This window comes from Bremerella alba (assembly GCF_013618625.1).
GTDB lineage: Bacteria > Planctomycetota > Planctomycetia > Pirellulales > Pirellulaceae > Bremerella > Bremerella alba.
Map to the genome: position 1 here is coordinate 194,997 of NZ_JABRWO010000004.1, position 16,130 is coordinate 211,126.

Sequence of the window (16,130 nt, forward strand, 5' to 3'; positions counted from 1 at the left end):
ACCAAAGCGAGTATCCCAACTAACAACACGCCGGCACCTGCCAGCAATACGATCCAACTCATTGATACGTCCATCATCTTTCATCTCAGACTCGAGGAAATAAGCGAATTCTAACGGGCCCCGCTTGCAGTGGTCTCCTTCAATTCCTGTTCGTATTGTCGGCGTTTTGCATCTCGGCGATCTTGGCTAAGCCATGGAGCGGAAAGCTGCACGGCTGCGGCGACCGAGCCCACGAGCATGATGGCCCATGGCTGCAGGAATGGCCAAAAGGCCGTGAGGATACCCGCCCAAATAACAAATACGCCGGTGTTCCAGATACTGAGCCAATTGCTTCGCAGCGGATCTGCCAACTTCCACCAACGCGGTACCAAAAAGACCAAGCCGAAAAAGATCATCAACGCTCCGACCGACGACTGCTCGCCCATCGCAAACCACGGCATCTGCATATCCGTCGCACCAGGACTGCCTGTGAATACAAGCATCGATCCGAACCAGGCCACGATCCCTAGCCCCACGCCAATCATCATCATGACGATCCGGCGTCGCGCTTGATCGCCACTGCGGTCTTCCCACATTTTGGCAGCAATCAGCACTGCCCATGACGCCAGGATGGTTAACCCGGTGAAGAACACATAGGCCGGCCCGATCGTCAATATGGCGGTCTTGGTAAAAGCTGCCTCACCAACAGAAATAGCCAACAGAACGAAAGCAATCAAGACGGCCGAAATACCACTGGCGATTAACGAGCCAAGCAACTCACGAACTTTTTCTCGTGTCGGTCGTACCGAAATGGCTGCTCTCTCGCGATCTTTGCGTTTGGGATGCCAAACGGCGTCCTCGGCAGCGCGATGCTTACGGCGCATCGCTTCGGGATGATAGCGGCCACTGGAGCCTTTCTTATCAAGCGTACTGGTCCCGCCGGGATTCTCATCCTGCGCCGTATTCACCAATAGGCGAATCAACAGATAAGCCATGTAAACGGCACCACCTACAAATGCGAGCGGCACAATAAAGTGCAAGTTCGTGACAATACCGAAAGCAATCGCGGCCAGGACGATTACCTTCACTGGCATGCTGGTGTTATTGTGGCTCCACCAACTGCGGAAACGATCGGCCAACCCTGTGACGGCCCGGGCAATCGGCTCCTCGTCTAGTGCCCCTTTGACAGAAGGCGCTTCAACGTAGCCAATCTTCGCTTTGACCTCCGACTGGGGAGTAATTTGCGGAGCCTGACTCTTGGCCTCTACAGGGCGTGACGTATCGACTGTCGAAACGTATCCGACGCTCTCTTTCAGTCCCAACTGTTCCAGCATATCCTCGGCAGTGCTCGTTCGTTTATCGGGATCCTTTTCAAGCGCCTTGGATACGACAGTACGAAATGGCTCTCCCAGGTTACCCAGATCAGGGCTTGCCGTGAGATGCTTCATGATGATCTCTTGGCTACTTTCCCCTTCAAAGGGAACCCGGCCGGTGAGCATCTCGAAGAGGATAATCCCAAGCGCGTAGACATCGATCTCGCGCCCGTAACGCCCTTTGCCAATCTCGGGGGCCATGTAGTGAAACGTGCCGACGCTTTCCGTCTGACCGCTTCGTCGGCTAACCGAGATGAATTTCGACAGCCCGTAGTCACCGATTTTGACGGTGCCTTGGTCGTTGAAGATGTTCCCCGGTTTGAGGTCGCGGTGCACGATGCCATGGTCATGCAGATAGTTAACAGCAGATGCGATGGCCTTGAACCATGAAAGAGCTTCTGCCTGGGGCATGCCATTGGGATGACGCTCGACGATGTCTTGCAGGCTATCGCCATGGACAAACTCCATGACAATCCAGCCTTCGCCTTCTTGGTCGTAGCGGATGTCGAACAATGAGACGAGGTGCGGGTGCTTGAGATTCAAGCAGTGCTTGGCACCTCGCATTTCGATTTCAAGATTACGCTGAACGTGCTTCAGCGCGACTTCTTTGCCCGACTCAGTGGTGGCGTAATAAACTTCACCGAAACCGCCAGCGCCCACGCCCCGCTTGATGGTGTACCCATCCAACGGAGAGGAACCGCTTTTGTAAGTAAACCGCATGGGGCTTTCTTTCGGTTTGGCTAAATTCGCAGGGCCGACTTCATCGTCCCCCGGTTGATTTTCAGGAGTAAGGGCGGCTACCGACTGGTTCATGGTCTAGTCCCTGGCCAACGGTTATGTGATAAGTTTGCAACCTCATGTCCCTCTTCCCTCGCAGACGGTGGAAAGGTGACAGAATGTTGTTTTCATGCCCGGCCAAGTGGCTCCAGGCAAAACGAAACCTCTTCTCCCTGAACCGCTTCACCTATTTTGATCGATGTGGCCGGCTGGGTCGAATCGCTTTGAAATAGTGGTGTCTTCGATTTCAAAAGCAGCTTACTTCCCTGCCGATAAACGACCACATCCTGCTGCCACTTCGAGCACACAATATGATTGTTTGACTTCGGTCCCATCAGCAGCGAATCTGCCAGTAGAACCACACCATCACAGGCCGGCTCCGTTCGGTGCCGACTGACTATCTTCAACACTGCCGATGTGCTTAAAGGATGCGTCTGTGTGAATTGCATCTTCACACCACGCCCCAAGGTTATCACATCGCGGTGCTTTAGCAGCGAAGGCCCCTCGATCCATTGATCGTTAAGCCTTACTTCCGACAATGGCTCGACGATGTATTCGTCACCGCTCCGTTTGATGGCAGCATGACGACGGCTGATATCTCCCATAACAGGGATATCAACCTGGGCGGAAGCCATTGCCTGGCCAACGTTAATTCGATCGGCCAGCAGCAGCATGTAGCCGCCGACCCCATCGATCCACATTTGCAGGCGATCGCTCACATTCCCTCTTCGATACGCGAAATTTGGCTCAACTATGGACATTCGCTTTTGCTCGTGTTGTCTAATACTAAGTCTATCACACAAGCCCCCGTCCCTTACCTATTCGATCGAACGACTTCGATCTTGCTCCTCTCCCACGCAGATCGGGAGAAAAGAACATCGGGTACTCCGCGCGTGCCGAGATGGCTTACAGCTTTACTAAGCCGAAGCCATCTCAACCTCGCTGGAGAATTTCCAAGGGTCAATCCATGCCCTAGTTCAGCTGAGAAAGCTCGATACGCTTACTCAGCTTCTCGGCAGCCTTGGTGTCAACTTCGGCTAGTTCTTCGTCATCCAGTTCGATCTCCAGACCGAAATACGACGCAACTTCATTGCTGATGTCGGTATCGACTTGCTCGTCCAACTGGATTTCGCCAGCCAGTTCGCCGTCGACATCGACCATACGCTCGGCCACATCGATGCGGGTCCTAATGTCATCAATCAAACGCTTAGTCTTGGAAAGGTGGCTATCATCAAAAGCGAATTTGCTGGATGTTTGGGCCACTTCCACCATCTTCTGGCGTGCTTCCAGGTTCTCGACGTCGACTTCCAACTGTCGGCGAGCGGTCAGCATACCGTCCAGTTTAGCGCGTGCGGCGTCTAGGCCCTGTTGGCGAGCACGAAGAATGCTTTCCAACTTGACACGGGTAGCATCCTGCGTCTTGAAACGCTCGAATCGCCCGGCTAGGTCGGTCTGCACGGCATTACGCGAGTACTCGTGACCGGCATAAGTGAAATAAGTGCTACCGGAATCGAGATCGTTCTTCAGGCGAATGATATCCGCCTTGGTAGTAGTCAGCTTCTCTTCCAGATCACCTGTGCGCGATTGAAGCTTTTCCACTTCAACTTCTTCTTTCGCAATCAAATGCATGTTGCGACGAATTTCAGGAGTCAGGTCCTGAATCATTTTACGAGCCCGATCGAGTTCAAACTCAACCGGCACGCTGTTTTTGACGTTGTCGCTCACACGACTTGCCGTCGTGGAGATGTAGCTGTAAGTGTCCGTCCCAAACACGAGCCCAGCCAACAGTGCGGCACCAACTCCGGTGCATGCGAGTTTCTTGATCATCACTCAACCCTCTCTGAAATAAACGGAATGACCCTTGTACTTTTCCTGCCCGGCGCGGCTTTCCGGATCGTGAATAACGGCCGTTACCGAGCGGTTAACTTGCAGGCATAGATAGGACTTCGCTGCAAATTTGCCGATCTTTGGATTTTTTTCACGTTTTTTGACATGCTGTCAGAGGCTCCAGTGACGAGAGCAGAAATAGGCGAAGTTGCATGTTCCCCGACCAACACGGTCGAGGGGCGAGCAAATCCGCTCTGGTTAGAATCGTATCCCTTAACACGATCAGTAAGTTGCACTTCTCTACTGCAATTTGCGATCGCTGAGCAGACAGTTAGGATGGCAGGCACGTGCGAAACATGTTGATGAAAATGGCAGACGTTGCCTGAAGACCACACAACGTGCACTTCGGCTGCCCGCAAAACGATATCAGCGGGAAAAGCCCCAACTGATTGATAATGTTCACCTTAGGAAAGAATTTCGACGCCCCATTAAGAATTTGTGCGAACTTGGCACCAAGGTTGCGGTGTCATGTCGAGACCAGAAGCCGTCCACCTAAACGAGCACCTCTTCCTGTGAATTGCGGCTCGATCGGATAGGAGAAAACTCAATGGATCACTCGACGCCATTTAAGCTGGTTCATGAACCACCCAAGACCCCGACCGGGAACTTTGTGGTCTTCCAGGCACCCTCTGTAGACTCGCTGGCACAGTTCTCGGACTGGATGGATCATGCTCTGGAGATCTTAGAAGACGAGAATGCTCACTTTGTCTCGCCCAACTCAAGCCGAAAACATTTGGTTAGTAGTCGTTAGGACATCTCGATCCCAACCGGATAAGTCGCTATCGGCCGTCCTCTACGACGGCCGATGCTATTTCTAACTCTTCTGGATGCGTCGACAGTGGCTTCTCTCTAAGCCCCATCATCACCACACCAAGCACTGTCAGCACCACGCCAAAGATCAGATTGATACTGTATGCCTCATGAAACAAAATGACCCCGGCTAGTGCTGAGAGGGGATTTTGAAGTGAGTTCGCGGCATTCCCAATAATGACGGGTGCGTATCGAAATGACAACGTAAGTGCGACGAAAGCAGCCGCGTTCAGCAGGCCGGCAATCAACAAGACTCCATACTGGGGCCAAGTTGTGAGAGCCATTTCTTCCAGCCCTGTTGTGTATAGGCTTAGCGGCCCGAGTATCCCCATTCCGACAGCGCAGATCAGTGAGGTGGTCATGAACATACTCACTTCACCGGAGACACCCCGCCGGATGGCTACACTCAAGAAGGCATAGGAAATACCGGCCAACATCGGCGCGACAATACCGGCCCCAATCAACAACCACCCTGAAGGATCGTTCACGACCGACTGAACGGCACCTCTTCCGGCCAGACTTAGTGTCATCAGAGCCAGCACCAGGGAAGCCGTTCCCCAGCGTTGCCACCGAGTTAGGGATTCGTACAACAACCATTTGCTAATCATCACTCCGACCACGATCATCGTGCCCAGGCACAGTGGGACGCTCATGGCGACACCCACGACTCCAAAGCTCCACTGCAGCATGGCGTTGCCCAAAAGCTGGCTGGAAATTGCGGCCAAGATAAGAATAAAGATAGACGACAACTTGGGCATCGGTGATCGCCCTGTACGAATCTGCCAGAGGGCAATCGGAGCGAATAACACTACGGTGGGAATTGCTTTTAGAAACGAAACCCAAACCGGATCCAAAGTGGTGAGCCAGCGCAGGCAAATATTCGCCAGCGAGTAGCCCACCGCGGCAAGAACACCACAAATTAATCCTAACCATGGATTCGGAGAGGTTCGTTGCGTCATATACTCAAGGATGCAATCGGTCAGGTACCACACTCGTGTGGTCGACAGTCATACGTTTGCGGTCTATTCTTTCGAGGGCATGGGATAGGGAATGGCCAATGAAAGACACAATTACCCGTCAACTTATTCGGCAACTTCATCGCTCGCCATGGCGAATGGCAGCTGTCGTCACTGGCGGTGGAAGCGAAGCGCTCAGCAATCTATTGAGCGTCCCCGGTGCGTCGGACACCGTTCTCGAAGCCGTCGTTCCCTACTCTAGCGCTTCCCTCGAAGATTTTCTGCGCTACAAGCCCAGCCATTATTGCAGCCGGGCGACGGCTCAAGCCATGGCGATGCGAGCCTTTTTCCGCGTTCGCGAATTACAATCTCGAATTTCTCCAGCAGATCTCGATGACATGCACCTTGTGGGGATTGGGTGCAGCGCCAGTTTGCGGAGTCTTCGCCCCAAGAAGGGGCAGCATCGAGTTCATATTGCGGTGCAAACAGCCGTCAGTAGCAGTATCGCCTCCCTCGTTCTCACCAAGGACTCGCGAGATCGAGGCCGAGAAGAAAACGTAGTTGCCGCTTTACTGCTCAACCGACTGGCCGATGCAACGGGAATTTCTGATCGAATCCCGTTAGATCTCTTGCCAGGGGAACACGTCGACGAAACAACAGCCAACGCTTGGCCCTCGTGGACCGAACTCTTGCTGAACAAGCGAACAGCCGTGTGCGTTCCTAAAATGGAACAGAACGCCCCCCTAGAGTCGTTTAGCGGGGTCCTATTCCCTGGTGCGTTCAATCCACTCCACGAAGGCCACCAAACGATGGCAGAAGTGGCCGAAGAGATCACCGGCCATTCGGTTGATTACGAGATCTCGATCGAAAACGTTGACAAGCCTCCGTTGGACTTCTTCCACATTAAGTCTCGTGCCGAACAATTCGAGGCACCGCATCGATGCTGGTTGACCAAGGCCCCAACCTTCTTAGACAAGTCAAAGATTTTCCCGGAAGCAACCTTCGTGGTAGGTGCCGACACCATCGTTCGGATCGCCGAACCTCGATACTATCAGAATTCGTCGCAGCTTCGAGATGCGGCCATCAGTGAGTTCGCACAGCAGAATTGCAAGTTTCTCGTTTTCCCCCGGGTGGTTGGAGACGACTTCTTGACTTTCGAACAGCTGAACCTGCCATCGAGCCTGGCGAAGCTTTGTGAACCGGTTACCTCCTCTCAATTTCGAATGGATATCTCTTCCACAGATATCCGCACGGGCGTTTTTTAGCGAAATATTTCTCAATCCACTGTAGCTTCGCGATAGTACACCGGGACCCCTTCCATCCTCCATGGATAGGTACTGTCATCTTGCCGATAAGCTCCTGTCGGTCAATCTCCGCACTAAAAGAGCATGATCACCTTAGGTGTGAATAAAGTGAAACAATGGAGCGGATTGCCACTGTAAGCTCCCTTTCATATGATTAAGGTCGCTCCCCACACGGTCTTCCGTTCGTCCACTGTTTCAAAAGAGTCAATTCCATGACGTCCGTACCACACATTGCCCCTGGCAAAGAGACTCTGCCACTTTTCTGCGGCGTGGATGTTGGCGGCACAAATATCAAAATTGGTCTGGTAGACGACCATGGAAACACCGTCGAATACCAAAAAATTCCGACCAACGAGACCGAAGGGCCCCAGCGGTACATGGAACGCTGCACCGAAGTCATCAAGGAGATGATGAATGTCGTGGGCCGGCCGATGGATAACATCGCAGCAATCGGCCTGGCCACACCTGGCACGATGGACATCGAAGGGGGGATGCTTCTCGAGCCCCACAATCTTCCGAACTCCTACAACTTTCCGATCCGCGATTGCCTCTCGAAACTAACGGGCCGCCCGGTCGTTTATGCCAACGATGCTAACGCGGCTGCATTCGGTGAATATTGGCTTGGTTCCGGCAAAGAATTTCGCAGCATCATCATGCTGACTCTCGGCACAGGCGTTGGTGGTGGGATTATTGTCGACGACTTGCTCATCGATGGGGAACACAGCCATGGCGGGGAATTAGGACATATCATCATCGATTTCAGTGAAAATGCCCGCACGATTCCCACCGGGCAACGCGGCCATCTCGAGGCCTATGCCAGCGGAACGGCTATTATCAAGCGAACCCAAGAAGCGCTGACGATGGACCTAAAAAAGGAGAGTTCGCTTCACGCTCGGATTGAAGGGGGCGAAAAGCTTACTCCCCTGATGGTTGCCCAAGAATCAGAGAAAAGCGACAGTCTTTCCTTACATATTGTGATGGAAACGGCACGCTACCTAGGAATCGGGATCGTTTCGCTGATGCACACGATCGACCCAGGGGCTGTTATTTTGGGCGGGGCCATTAATTTTGGGGGGCATGAAACTGAATTGGGATGCCAATTTCTCGATCGGGTTCGCCAAGAGGTCAAGTCCCGGGCATTTCCCGTTCCGGCAGAGCACACGGTGGTCGATTTCGCCCGATTGGGTGGGGATGCTGGCTATCTGGGGGCTGCCGGCAAGGCCCGCGTCGTCGCCCACCGCGATTCCCTGACAACCTAGTCCTGATGTATAATGGGGCGTTTACCCGAAGCATTCGGATATTCGCCGGGTTCCCACTCGAACCTCCTACCATCCCAGGGCATCTTCATCACGATGGCAATCATCGACCAGAAGTACATTCGGAATTTCTGCATCATCGCACACATCGACCACGGCAAAAGCACGTTGGCCGATCGCCTGTTAGAGAAAACAGCAACTGTCAGCGTGCGAGAAATGAAAGAGCAGTTGCTGGATGACATGGAAGTCGAGCGTGAACGTGGCATCACAATTAAAGCCCGTGCCGTGGTGATGAAGTACAAGCACGAGGGAAAAGAATACGAGATCAACCTGATCGACACTCCCGGCCACGTTGACTTTCAGTACGAAGTGGGACGTTCGCTAACCTGCTGCGAAGGTGCCGTCCTGCTAGTGGATGCTTTCCAAGGGGTCGAGGCTCAGACCGTCGCCAATGCTTTCATGGCTATGGAGCACGACCTGGAAGTGGTTCCGTGCCTGAGCAAGATTGACCTCAATCATGCCCGGCCGTTGGAAGTCGCCGAGGAAATCGAACATTCCTTGGCCCTCGATGCGACGGACATTTGCGGTATCAGCGGTAAAACAGGACAAGGCGTCGATGCGCTTCTAGCTCGCATCATCGAGCATGTTCCGGCTCCCAGCGGGGATCGTCAAGCGACCTTGCAAGCGATGGTCTTCGACTCGCACTACGACAAGTTCCGCGGGGCGATTACGTACGTTCGCGTGATGAACGGTACGATAAAAAAAGGAGACCGAATTCGTTTCATTCGAGGGGAAACGAATCACGATGTGCTAGAGGTCGGCCAGTTTACGCCGCGTCCGGTCGCTCGTGATGAACTGGCCGCTGGTCAGGTTGGCTACGTCATCTGTAACATCAAATCGCTGGAACTGGTCAATATCGGTGATACGATCACCGTTCAAGGTGACAAGGGTGCCAAGCCGCTGCCTGGCTACCAGGAACCGAAGCGAATGGTCTTCTGCGGGCTGTATCCTTCCGACGGCCAAGACTTTGAACAACTTCGAGACGCCCTGAAAAGCCTCCGCATCAACGATCCGAGCTTTACCTTTGAACCGGAAACGAGCGACGCACTGGGCTTCGGTTTCCGCTGCGGCTTTCTCGGGCTGTTGCACATGGAAATTGTACAGCAACGTTTAGAACAAGAGGCCGACATCGACTTGGTGCAGACCGCGCCCAACGTGACCTATCAAATCATTGATCGCAACGGGGTCACGGTGGATATTCACAAACCTCAGGATGTGCCGGACGCTGGCGAGATCGAAACGTTTCTGCAACCGATTGTTCGCGTAAGCCTGATTCAACCGTCTGATTATATCGGACCCGTGATGCAACTCTGTAATGAACGTCGAGGGATTCACGTTCGCACCGAGTTTCTTTCCCCGACCCGATCAATGCTCGTCTACGATATTCCACTGGACGCTGTGATCTACGACTTGCATGACAAGCTGAAGAGTTCGACCCGCGGCTACGGCACGATGGATTACGAAATCCGCGGCTATGAAGAAGCGGACTTGGTGCGTATGGACATCCTGGTCAACGGCAAACGCGTCGATGCTCTCAGTATCATTTGCGATCGCGTTGATGCCGATCGTCGTGGGCGGGCCGTCGTCAAAAAGCTGAAGGCCGAAATCGATCGCCATATGTTCGAGGTGGCTATTCAAGCCGCAATCGGCAACCGGGTCATCGCGCGCGAAACGGTTAAAGCCCTTCGCAAGAACGTGACCGCCAAGTGTTACGGTGGTGATATTTCTCGAAAGCGAAAGTTGTGGGCTAAACAGAAGGAAGGCAAGAAGCGGATGAAGTCGATTGGATCAGTCGATATTCCGCAAAAAGCGTTCATGGCGGTGCTGGAAACCGGCGAAGATCGCACATAATTACTCTTCCCACCCCTCAGACGCAACTAATATAGAGATACCGCTTGGCATGCCCCACCCGCCAAGCGTTTGCGTCCGTTTAGTTTTACCCTGACTCTGGAGTCGCCAATGCGATTTGGCCCTCTATTGATCCTATTGATCTTCACGGCATGCGTGACTGGCTTCGCGGGGGCAACGGCATCGCCTGATCCAATCTATCGGGTCGCCAGTGGATCGATGGCTCCAGCATTGCTTGGACCTCACCATCGACTGACGTGCGAAAACTGCAAGTATTCAACAGCACTCGATGCAATGCAGCTTCCAGAGAGTGCGACATGTCCTAATTGCGGCTATCAAGAGAACCTCATCGACTCGTCGGCTGTGCAACCTGGGGACGGGTTGGTCTGGGAAGCAATCGAGCCCGACCAACTTGAACGCTGGGATATCGTCTTGCTGGAAAATCCCGATACCAAGCAATGGCACGTGAAACGAGTCGCTTTCCTGCCGGGAGAAACCCCCAAGATTCACCGAGGCGAGTTATACCGAGGTACTCAGCTCATTCGGAAATCTCCGCGAGAACGAGAGGCATTGAAGCAGCTTGCCTTCGATCAATCCCACTCACCGCTGGATAGCCCCCGATTTCTCAGCGATCGCTCGTCCGGCAGTGGATGGAATGTCCGACGAGGATCTATTGGGTTCGCACCGATCGGGGATACCCATGCTAACGACAACGACTGGCTGGTCTACCATCATCATCGCTGCCTGCCACCGCCAAGCCCTGCAGGTAATGATACCTCGCCACTGGATAGCTACGGCTACAACCATAGTGTCTCACGAGAACTATTTCCGATGTCCGATCTATGGCTCGAGTTCAAGTGCGAACATTGGCAAGCTCGGGGACTCACGATTCGCTTGCAAGGCGATGACCTTACGGCCAGTATCGAAGTTGATCTCGAGCATGGAATCGTTCGAGGAAGCAGCCCAGCACAATCGGTCGAATTGCCTCTTTCGATAGAAACCTTATCCGGAATAACTGTCAGGGCAGGGGAGTACGACGGAGAGCTTTTCCTGGAGCTTGCAAGCGATCGGCAGCAACAGTACTTTCCCTTAGGCAGCGCCACCATGCAGTTTGGTAGCCAACCGTTCGCGTTGAAGATTAGTGGAGGACAAGCTATCCTTCGCCAGGTGAATGTCTACCGCGACATCGTCTGGCTGGGTCGCCAACGACGTCCGACCGAATGGACGTTTGATCGGGAATTATCCCCCAACGAAATTTTCGTTCTAGGAGATAACGTTCCCGTCTCCGACGATTCGCGATATGAACTTGGACCGGTCGACATCCGTAAGAAGCTACGTGGCAAGGTCTTACAAGTGCTAGCGGAGTAGATATCCGTCCTAAAAGCAGACCCACGACCAGCGCTGCGTTGAATCTCAGGATTGGGTATAGTGGATAGTTCAGGCGTCCCTGATGGTCATCCGTTTGCGGCTTGATGTCCATTTCCTTTCCTCAGATCGCCTGCCGATTTTCAGCGAGATGTAGCGGATTTATGGCCAAGAAAAAACGCACTCAAACGAATTCAGGCTCTCTGAAGACGAACGATTCGAAGTCTTCCCAGCAACCTGGCGATACAGATCATTTTGCCGTCACGCGCGAATTCATCGAATCGCTTGTGGTTGCCGTGATTCTGGCTTTGCTGTTTCGTGCGTTTGAAGCCGAGGCGTTTGTCATTCCGACGGGCTCGATGGCCACCACACTTCTCGGCCGTCATAAAGATGTGACGGATGAATATTCCGGATACGAATACACCGTTGGTGCCAGTGGCGAGATGGATCGCACCACCAACCGACAATTTCAGAACGTCGTCGAAGCGATCGATCCGCTCTACCATCGTTTGACCGAAATCGGCGACAACCCTTCGTACAGCGGCGACCGAATTCTGGTCAGCAAGTTCGCTTATGACTTTGCCGATCCTGCCCGCTGGGATGTGATTGTTTTCAAATATCCAATCGAGCCACAGACGAATTACATTAAACGTCTGATCGGTCTTCCTGGCGAAACCGTGCGGATCTTTCACGGCGACATCTACATTAAGAAGCCGGGCGAAACAGAATTCAGCATCGCACGAAAGCCCCCCGCCAAGCAATTAACTTTGCATCGTTTGGTATACGACACTAATTATCCCTGCCCCATCCTGGAGAAGGCCGGATTCCCCGACCGCCTGGAAGCCCATCCAACGGAAACCCAGGCCGATTGGGTGAAGGAAGAGAATGGAGCCTGGACTTGCCAGCCCAGCGGTAAGCCTACTTGGCTGCGTTATCGGCACGTGCTGGCCGACAACGGAAGAACCTTTAGCTATTGGGCACTCGCGGAACATAATGATCCTATCGATACCCAAAAAGCCCGAGAAGAATGCAGCCAATTAATCACTGACTTCAGCGCTTATAACACGGACACCGTTACCCGTTATCGCAATCATCGGACCTCGTCTGGCCTACATTGGGTAGGAGACTTGATGCTGGAGTGCACAGCCACGATCAAGTCAGAACAAGGCGTTTTCTCGCTTGACCTGGTCGAAGGGGGAACGCACTTCCGCTGCGACATCGATGTAGCTACCGGCAAGGCCACCATCGCCACCGACCAGTCGTCCGTTACTTTTGATCATGAAGGGTCGATTGAAGCACAGACTTCTATTCGAGGTCCAGGCACCTATTCACTTCGTTTTGCCAACACGGATGACGAACTTCGATTGTGGGTCAACGGAAGTCTAGTAAGCTTCAATGCACCGGCAACCTACACGCCCAAGCAACCTGTTTCTCCTAAATGGAGTCCAGAAGATCCCGGAGACTTGCTGCCGGTCGGTATCGGAACCGATTCGGTTCAAATGACGTTAGACCGTGTGCGAGTACTACGAGACGTTTACTATATTGCCGACGGACGACAATACCGTCACGGGCGTGAAACCAGTACGCTGCTCGATTACGAAGCGGACGGCCACCCAGGCTGGAACGCTCCGCCGGATGACCAAATCATGGAGGCGCTGACCAAGCCGGAGACCTGGGACACAACCAAGACCTTCGATATGCGTCGCGAGGCGATCTTCACCCTAGAGCAAGGGCAATTCTTTCCCTTGGGTGATAACAGTGCCGAAAGTCAGGATGGTCGCCTCTTTCCGGTAGGACACCAATTTGTGCCAGAGCACATGCTCATCGGCAAAGCGCTCTTTGTCTATTGGCCTCATTCTAAGAATAAGCCAGTTCCGTTTTTCCCCAACTTCAGCAGGATGAAGTTCATTCAATAACGGTAGGACCTAGCGATTCATGGATGAATCAACGATTCTCTCCGCTCAAAACCTTGTCAAAACCTATGGCCGACGACGCGTCGTCGATGGCGTCAGCTACGACGTGAAGCGTGGCGAAATCGTTGGCCTATTGGGTTCCAACGGTGCCGGGAAGACGACCAGTTTCCGTATGACATGCGGCATGGTTACCCCCAACGAAGGACGAGTGGAGCTCAGCGGCAAAGATGTCACACTTTGGCCGATGTTCAAACGCTGTCGCGATGGTGGCATGGGCTATCTGGCGCAGGATAGCAGTGTCTTCCAGAAACTGACCGTCGAGCAGAACCTTCTAGGCGTGATGGAACTGCTGCGAATCGACTCGTACCACCGCAAGATGCGTTGCGAGGAACTGCTGGAAAGATTCGATATCACGCACATTCGCAAGTCGAAAGCCAAGAGCTTATCCGGTGGTGAACGCCGTCGACTGGAAATCGCGCGTTGTCTGGTTTCCGACCCTGAGATCATCATGCTTGACGAACCCTTTACCGGCATCGATCCGGTGACCGTCGACAGCATTCAGTTAGTGATTCGCGAACTTCGCGAAAGCGGTATCTCAATCCTGATTACCGACCACCAAGCTGAAAAGACCTTGGAAATCGTCGACCGATGCTATGTGGTTCACCGCGGCAACATTCTTTGCCACGGGACGCCTGACGAGGTGGTAAGACACCCAGAAGCTGTGAAGTATTACTTCGGCAACTTGTCGCGTAATAATTTTGGCGAACGAGGAGACATGGATGCGGCTGCTTAGTCGCTACCGTTAATCAGGAACTTCCCATGGTACACCGCGTGTTTAACGCTTGGGATGGATTGAATGGCGAGATCGGAAAGCAGATCGACGCCCAAGCTCCCTGTCCCATCTCTGGTGAACACGCGTCGATTGTGCTCTGCGATCGAGACCGATACGGCTACCCTTTGCGGACCGTTATTTCCCAAGCTACGGGGCTCGTCTATACCGATCCTCGTGCCGATGACGACTCGATCGACGATTTCTATCGAACGACTTACCGTCGCTTCTACAAGTCGGCCTCGAAGCCTAAATGGAAGCATACGGCTCGCAACGCTTATATTGCCGGACAAAGAGTCGAAATGATCAAGACACTGGCAGCCAAGGGAGCGGCCGTGCTTGATATTGGAACCGGATCAGGGGAATTATTGTATGTCGGTCGTCGAAATGGCCTCGATATGCAGGGGATCGAAGTCGACCAGGCATATGCTCAATTCGGCCGCCGAAGTTATGGTGTAAAGATCATCAACGAGTCTTTGCGGAATGCCGTCTTACCTGAGCAGCACTTCGATATCGTCACCATTTTTCACGTCCTAGAGCACTTGTCGGATCCTCAAGCAGCACTCGCTAAGGTCTCGGCGATACTGAAACCTGGTGGCTATGTCCTGATCGAGGTCCCCAACGTCGATTCACTCGATGCCCAGTTCCACCAGAAATGGCATCCAGGGCATTTGTTCCACTTCAACTGCTCTACCCTCTCGGCATTGGCTACCGTATGTGGCCTAGAAACGCTTTCCGTGCATACCTGCCAGCGCAGAAACGTCGTGGGAGCAACGCTGACCAAGCCATTTTTACCGACAAAAGCAACTTGGCAGGCACTCGTAGCCGACAACTTCGAGAACACCTTGCAACTTCTTCAATGTCAGGCAAAACAAAACTGGCACACGAATTGGTATGAGCGACTTGGACGCGCACGGCAGAAACTGAAACGTAACCTTTGCGAATGGACCATTTCGTTATCCGAGGGGAATCGACGTAAACTCGTCGACAAGGTAACCCGGAACCAAGCTACTTAGCCCACTTTCGATTGATTGCTTGCCGAGTGCCCGATATCATCAACTTCTGCGGTCGCTACTGAGCTTCATTCCGCATGGCCGTGCATCTGACCTCTCAGTAGGTATGAAATGCCTGCGTCCCCAAGCAGCCCAAATCCTTACAGCAGCCCGGCCTCTGATCCGTCTCCTCGACCGCTACCCAGGTCGCAGGCCGCTCATGGGTTAGGTATTTCCTCGATGGTAATCATCACGTGCGGAGCGATTTATCTTGTCGTCGCACTAGCAACCATTCCGATATCTATCCTGATGTATCGTGATGTCACGGCAGAGAGTGAAGCGTACGCACAGCCGTCGTTTTACCTGGATAGTGCGCTTAAAGCGCTGATTTACGAGTTGGCATTTGCGGTCATTGGCAGCTTACTGATCTTTGCCGGATGGTCGATACGCAGTCGAAAAAACTATTGGGTTAGTGTGATAGGCTCTGTCATTGGATGTCTGCCACTTCCGCTGGTCATTCTTTCGTTCTTCCCCTCGGCTTGGGCTCTGTGGAACCTCTCGCGATCAGGTATTCGCGAGCAATTTCAAGGCAAACCGATCGGAATCAACAAGGGTTAACCCAAGCTGTACCAACGATTTCTTTCTCCTGCGGCTAGTTCGTTGGAACTATATGCCGTGCAAGACTGTCAGAAATTCTGGTATGTTTTATGAAATCGTTTCGGGGGCGAAACTTTCTACTACTAGCTACGGATTCATCCGTACTCCTGCCAATTAGTCATGA

The 16,130-nt window shown here is 53.1% G+C and carries 13 protein-coding genes; 9 read left to right on the top strand and 4 right to left on the bottom strand.

Annotated elements, in window-relative coordinates:
* Positions 1-110: 110 nt before the first annotated feature.
* From HOV93_RS08550 to HOV93_RS08560, 3 genes are all read right to left on the bottom strand, one after another.
* A complete protein-coding gene (locus tag HOV93_RS08550) occupies positions 111-2,165 on the bottom strand; it encodes a serine/threonine-protein kinase (protein WP_207396067.1) in 2,055 nt (684 codons plus the stop codon).
* 92 nt (positions 2,166-2,257) lie between these two features.
* Positions 2,258-2,848, bottom strand: a complete 591-nt coding sequence (locus HOV93_RS08555) for an FHA domain-containing protein (RefSeq protein WP_207396068.1) — start codon at positions 2,846-2,848, stop codon at positions 2,258-2,260.
* Between the two features lie 253 nt (positions 2,849-3,101).
* Positions 3,102-3,956: a hypothetical protein gene (locus HOV93_RS08560; RefSeq protein ID WP_207396069.1), complete on the bottom strand. Its 855-nt coding sequence runs from the start codon at positions 3,954-3,956 to the stop codon at positions 3,102-3,104.
* Between the two features lie 607 nt (positions 3,957-4,563).
* Between HOV93_RS08560 and HOV93_RS08565 the strand changes: the two genes are divergently transcribed.
* Positions 4,564-4,767, top strand: a complete 204-nt coding sequence (locus HOV93_RS08565) for a hypothetical protein (RefSeq protein WP_207396070.1) — start codon at positions 4,564-4,566, stop codon at positions 4,765-4,767.
* 28 nt (positions 4,768-4,795) lie between these two features.
* Here HOV93_RS08565 and HOV93_RS08570 read toward each other — a convergent pair whose 3' ends face one another.
* A complete protein-coding gene (locus HOV93_RS08570; protein WP_207396071.1) occupies positions 4,796-5,785 on the bottom strand; it encodes a DMT family transporter in 990 nt (329 codons plus the stop codon).
* Positions 5,786-5,883: 98 nt separating this feature from the next.
* On the opposite strand from HOV93_RS08570, the gene HOV93_RS08575 reads away from it, so the two are divergent.
* The 8 genes from HOV93_RS08575 (at position 5,884) to HOV93_RS08610 (ending at position 15,967) form a co-directional block, all read left to right on the top strand.
* Positions 5,884-7,047 (top strand): hypothetical protein, encoded by a 1,164-nt coding sequence (locus HOV93_RS08575; RefSeq protein WP_207396072.1) that lies wholly within the window; start codon positions 5,884-5,886, stop codon positions 7,045-7,047.
* 251 nt (positions 7,048-7,298) lie between these two features.
* Entirely contained in the window at positions 7,299-8,345 is a 1,047-nt protein-coding gene (locus tag HOV93_RS08580) for an ROK family protein (RefSeq protein ID WP_207396073.1), read from the top strand.
* Positions 8,346-8,438: 93 nt separating this feature from the next.
* On the top strand, positions 8,439-10,253 hold the full coding sequence (gene lepA / locus HOV93_RS08585) for a translation elongation factor 4 (protein ID WP_207396074.1): 1,815 nt from the start codon (positions 8,439-8,441) through the stop codon (positions 10,251-10,253).
* 108 nt (positions 10,254-10,361) lie between these two features.
* Positions 10,362-11,618, top strand: coding sequence for a S26 family signal peptidase (locus HOV93_RS08590; protein ID WP_207396075.1), 1,257 nt, complete (start codon positions 10,362-10,364; stop codon positions 11,616-11,618).
* Between the two features lie 161 nt (positions 11,619-11,779).
* Positions 11,780-13,531, top strand: a complete 1,752-nt coding sequence (lepB, locus tag HOV93_RS08595; RefSeq protein WP_207396076.1) for a signal peptidase I — start codon at positions 11,780-11,782, stop codon at positions 13,529-13,531.
* Positions 13,532-13,550: 19 nt separating this feature from the next.
* Complete coding sequence (gene lptB / locus HOV93_RS08600; RefSeq protein WP_207396077.1) at positions 13,551-14,321, top strand: LPS export ABC transporter ATP-binding protein; 771 nt, start codon at positions 13,551-13,553, stop codon at positions 14,319-14,321.
* 26 nt (positions 14,322-14,347) lie between these two features.
* A complete protein-coding gene (locus tag HOV93_RS08605; protein WP_207396078.1) occupies positions 14,348-15,373 on the top strand; it encodes a class I SAM-dependent methyltransferase in 1,026 nt (341 codons plus the stop codon).
* Positions 15,374-15,589: 216 nt separating this feature from the next.
* Positions 15,590-15,967: a hypothetical protein gene (locus tag HOV93_RS08610; protein ID WP_207396079.1), complete on the top strand. Its 378-nt coding sequence runs from the start codon at positions 15,590-15,592 to the stop codon at positions 15,965-15,967.
* Positions 15,968-16,130: the final 163 nt, after the last annotated feature.

Bases quoted from the DNA above. Each gene is read 5' to 3' on its own strand.
- HOV93_RS08590 (WP_207396075.1), top strand. From the start codon at position 10,362: ATGCGATTTGGCCCTCTATTGATCCTATTGATCTTCACGGCATGCGTG.
- HOV93_RS08560 (WP_207396069.1), bottom strand. From the start codon at position 3,956: ATGATCAAGAAACTCGCATGCACCGGAGTTGGTGCCGCACTGTTGGCT.
- lepA (WP_207396074.1), top strand. From the start codon at position 8,439: ATGGCAATCATCGACCAGAAGTACATTCGGAATTTCTGCATCATCGCA.
- HOV93_RS08605 (WP_207396078.1), top strand. From the start codon at position 14,348: ATGGTACACCGCGTGTTTAACGCTTGGGATGGATTGAATGGCGAGATC.
- HOV93_RS08570 (WP_207396071.1), bottom strand. From the start codon at position 5,785: ATGACGCAACGAACCTCTCCGAATCCATGGTTAGGATTAATTTGTGGT.
- HOV93_RS08565 (WP_207396070.1), top strand. From the start codon at position 4,564: ATGGATCACTCGACGCCATTTAAGCTGGTTCATGAACCACCCAAGACC.
- HOV93_RS08610 (WP_207396079.1), top strand. From the start codon at position 15,590: ATGGTAATCATCACGTGCGGAGCGATTTATCTTGTCGTCGCACTAGCA.
- HOV93_RS08575 (WP_207396072.1), top strand. From the start codon at position 5,884: ATGAAAGACACAATTACCCGTCAACTTATTCGGCAACTTCATCGCTCG.
- HOV93_RS08550 (WP_207396067.1), bottom strand. From the start codon at position 2,165: ATGAACCAGTCGGTAGCCGCCCTTACTCCTGAAAATCAACCGGGGGAC.
- HOV93_RS08580 (WP_207396073.1), top strand. From the start codon at position 7,299: ATGACGTCCGTACCACACATTGCCCCTGGCAAAGAGACTCTGCCACTT.
- lepB (WP_207396076.1), top strand. From the start codon at position 11,780: ATGGCCAAGAAAAAACGCACTCAAACGAATTCAGGCTCTCTGAAGACG.
- lptB (WP_207396077.1), top strand. From the start codon at position 13,551: ATGGATGAATCAACGATTCTCTCCGCTCAAAACCTTGTCAAAACCTAT.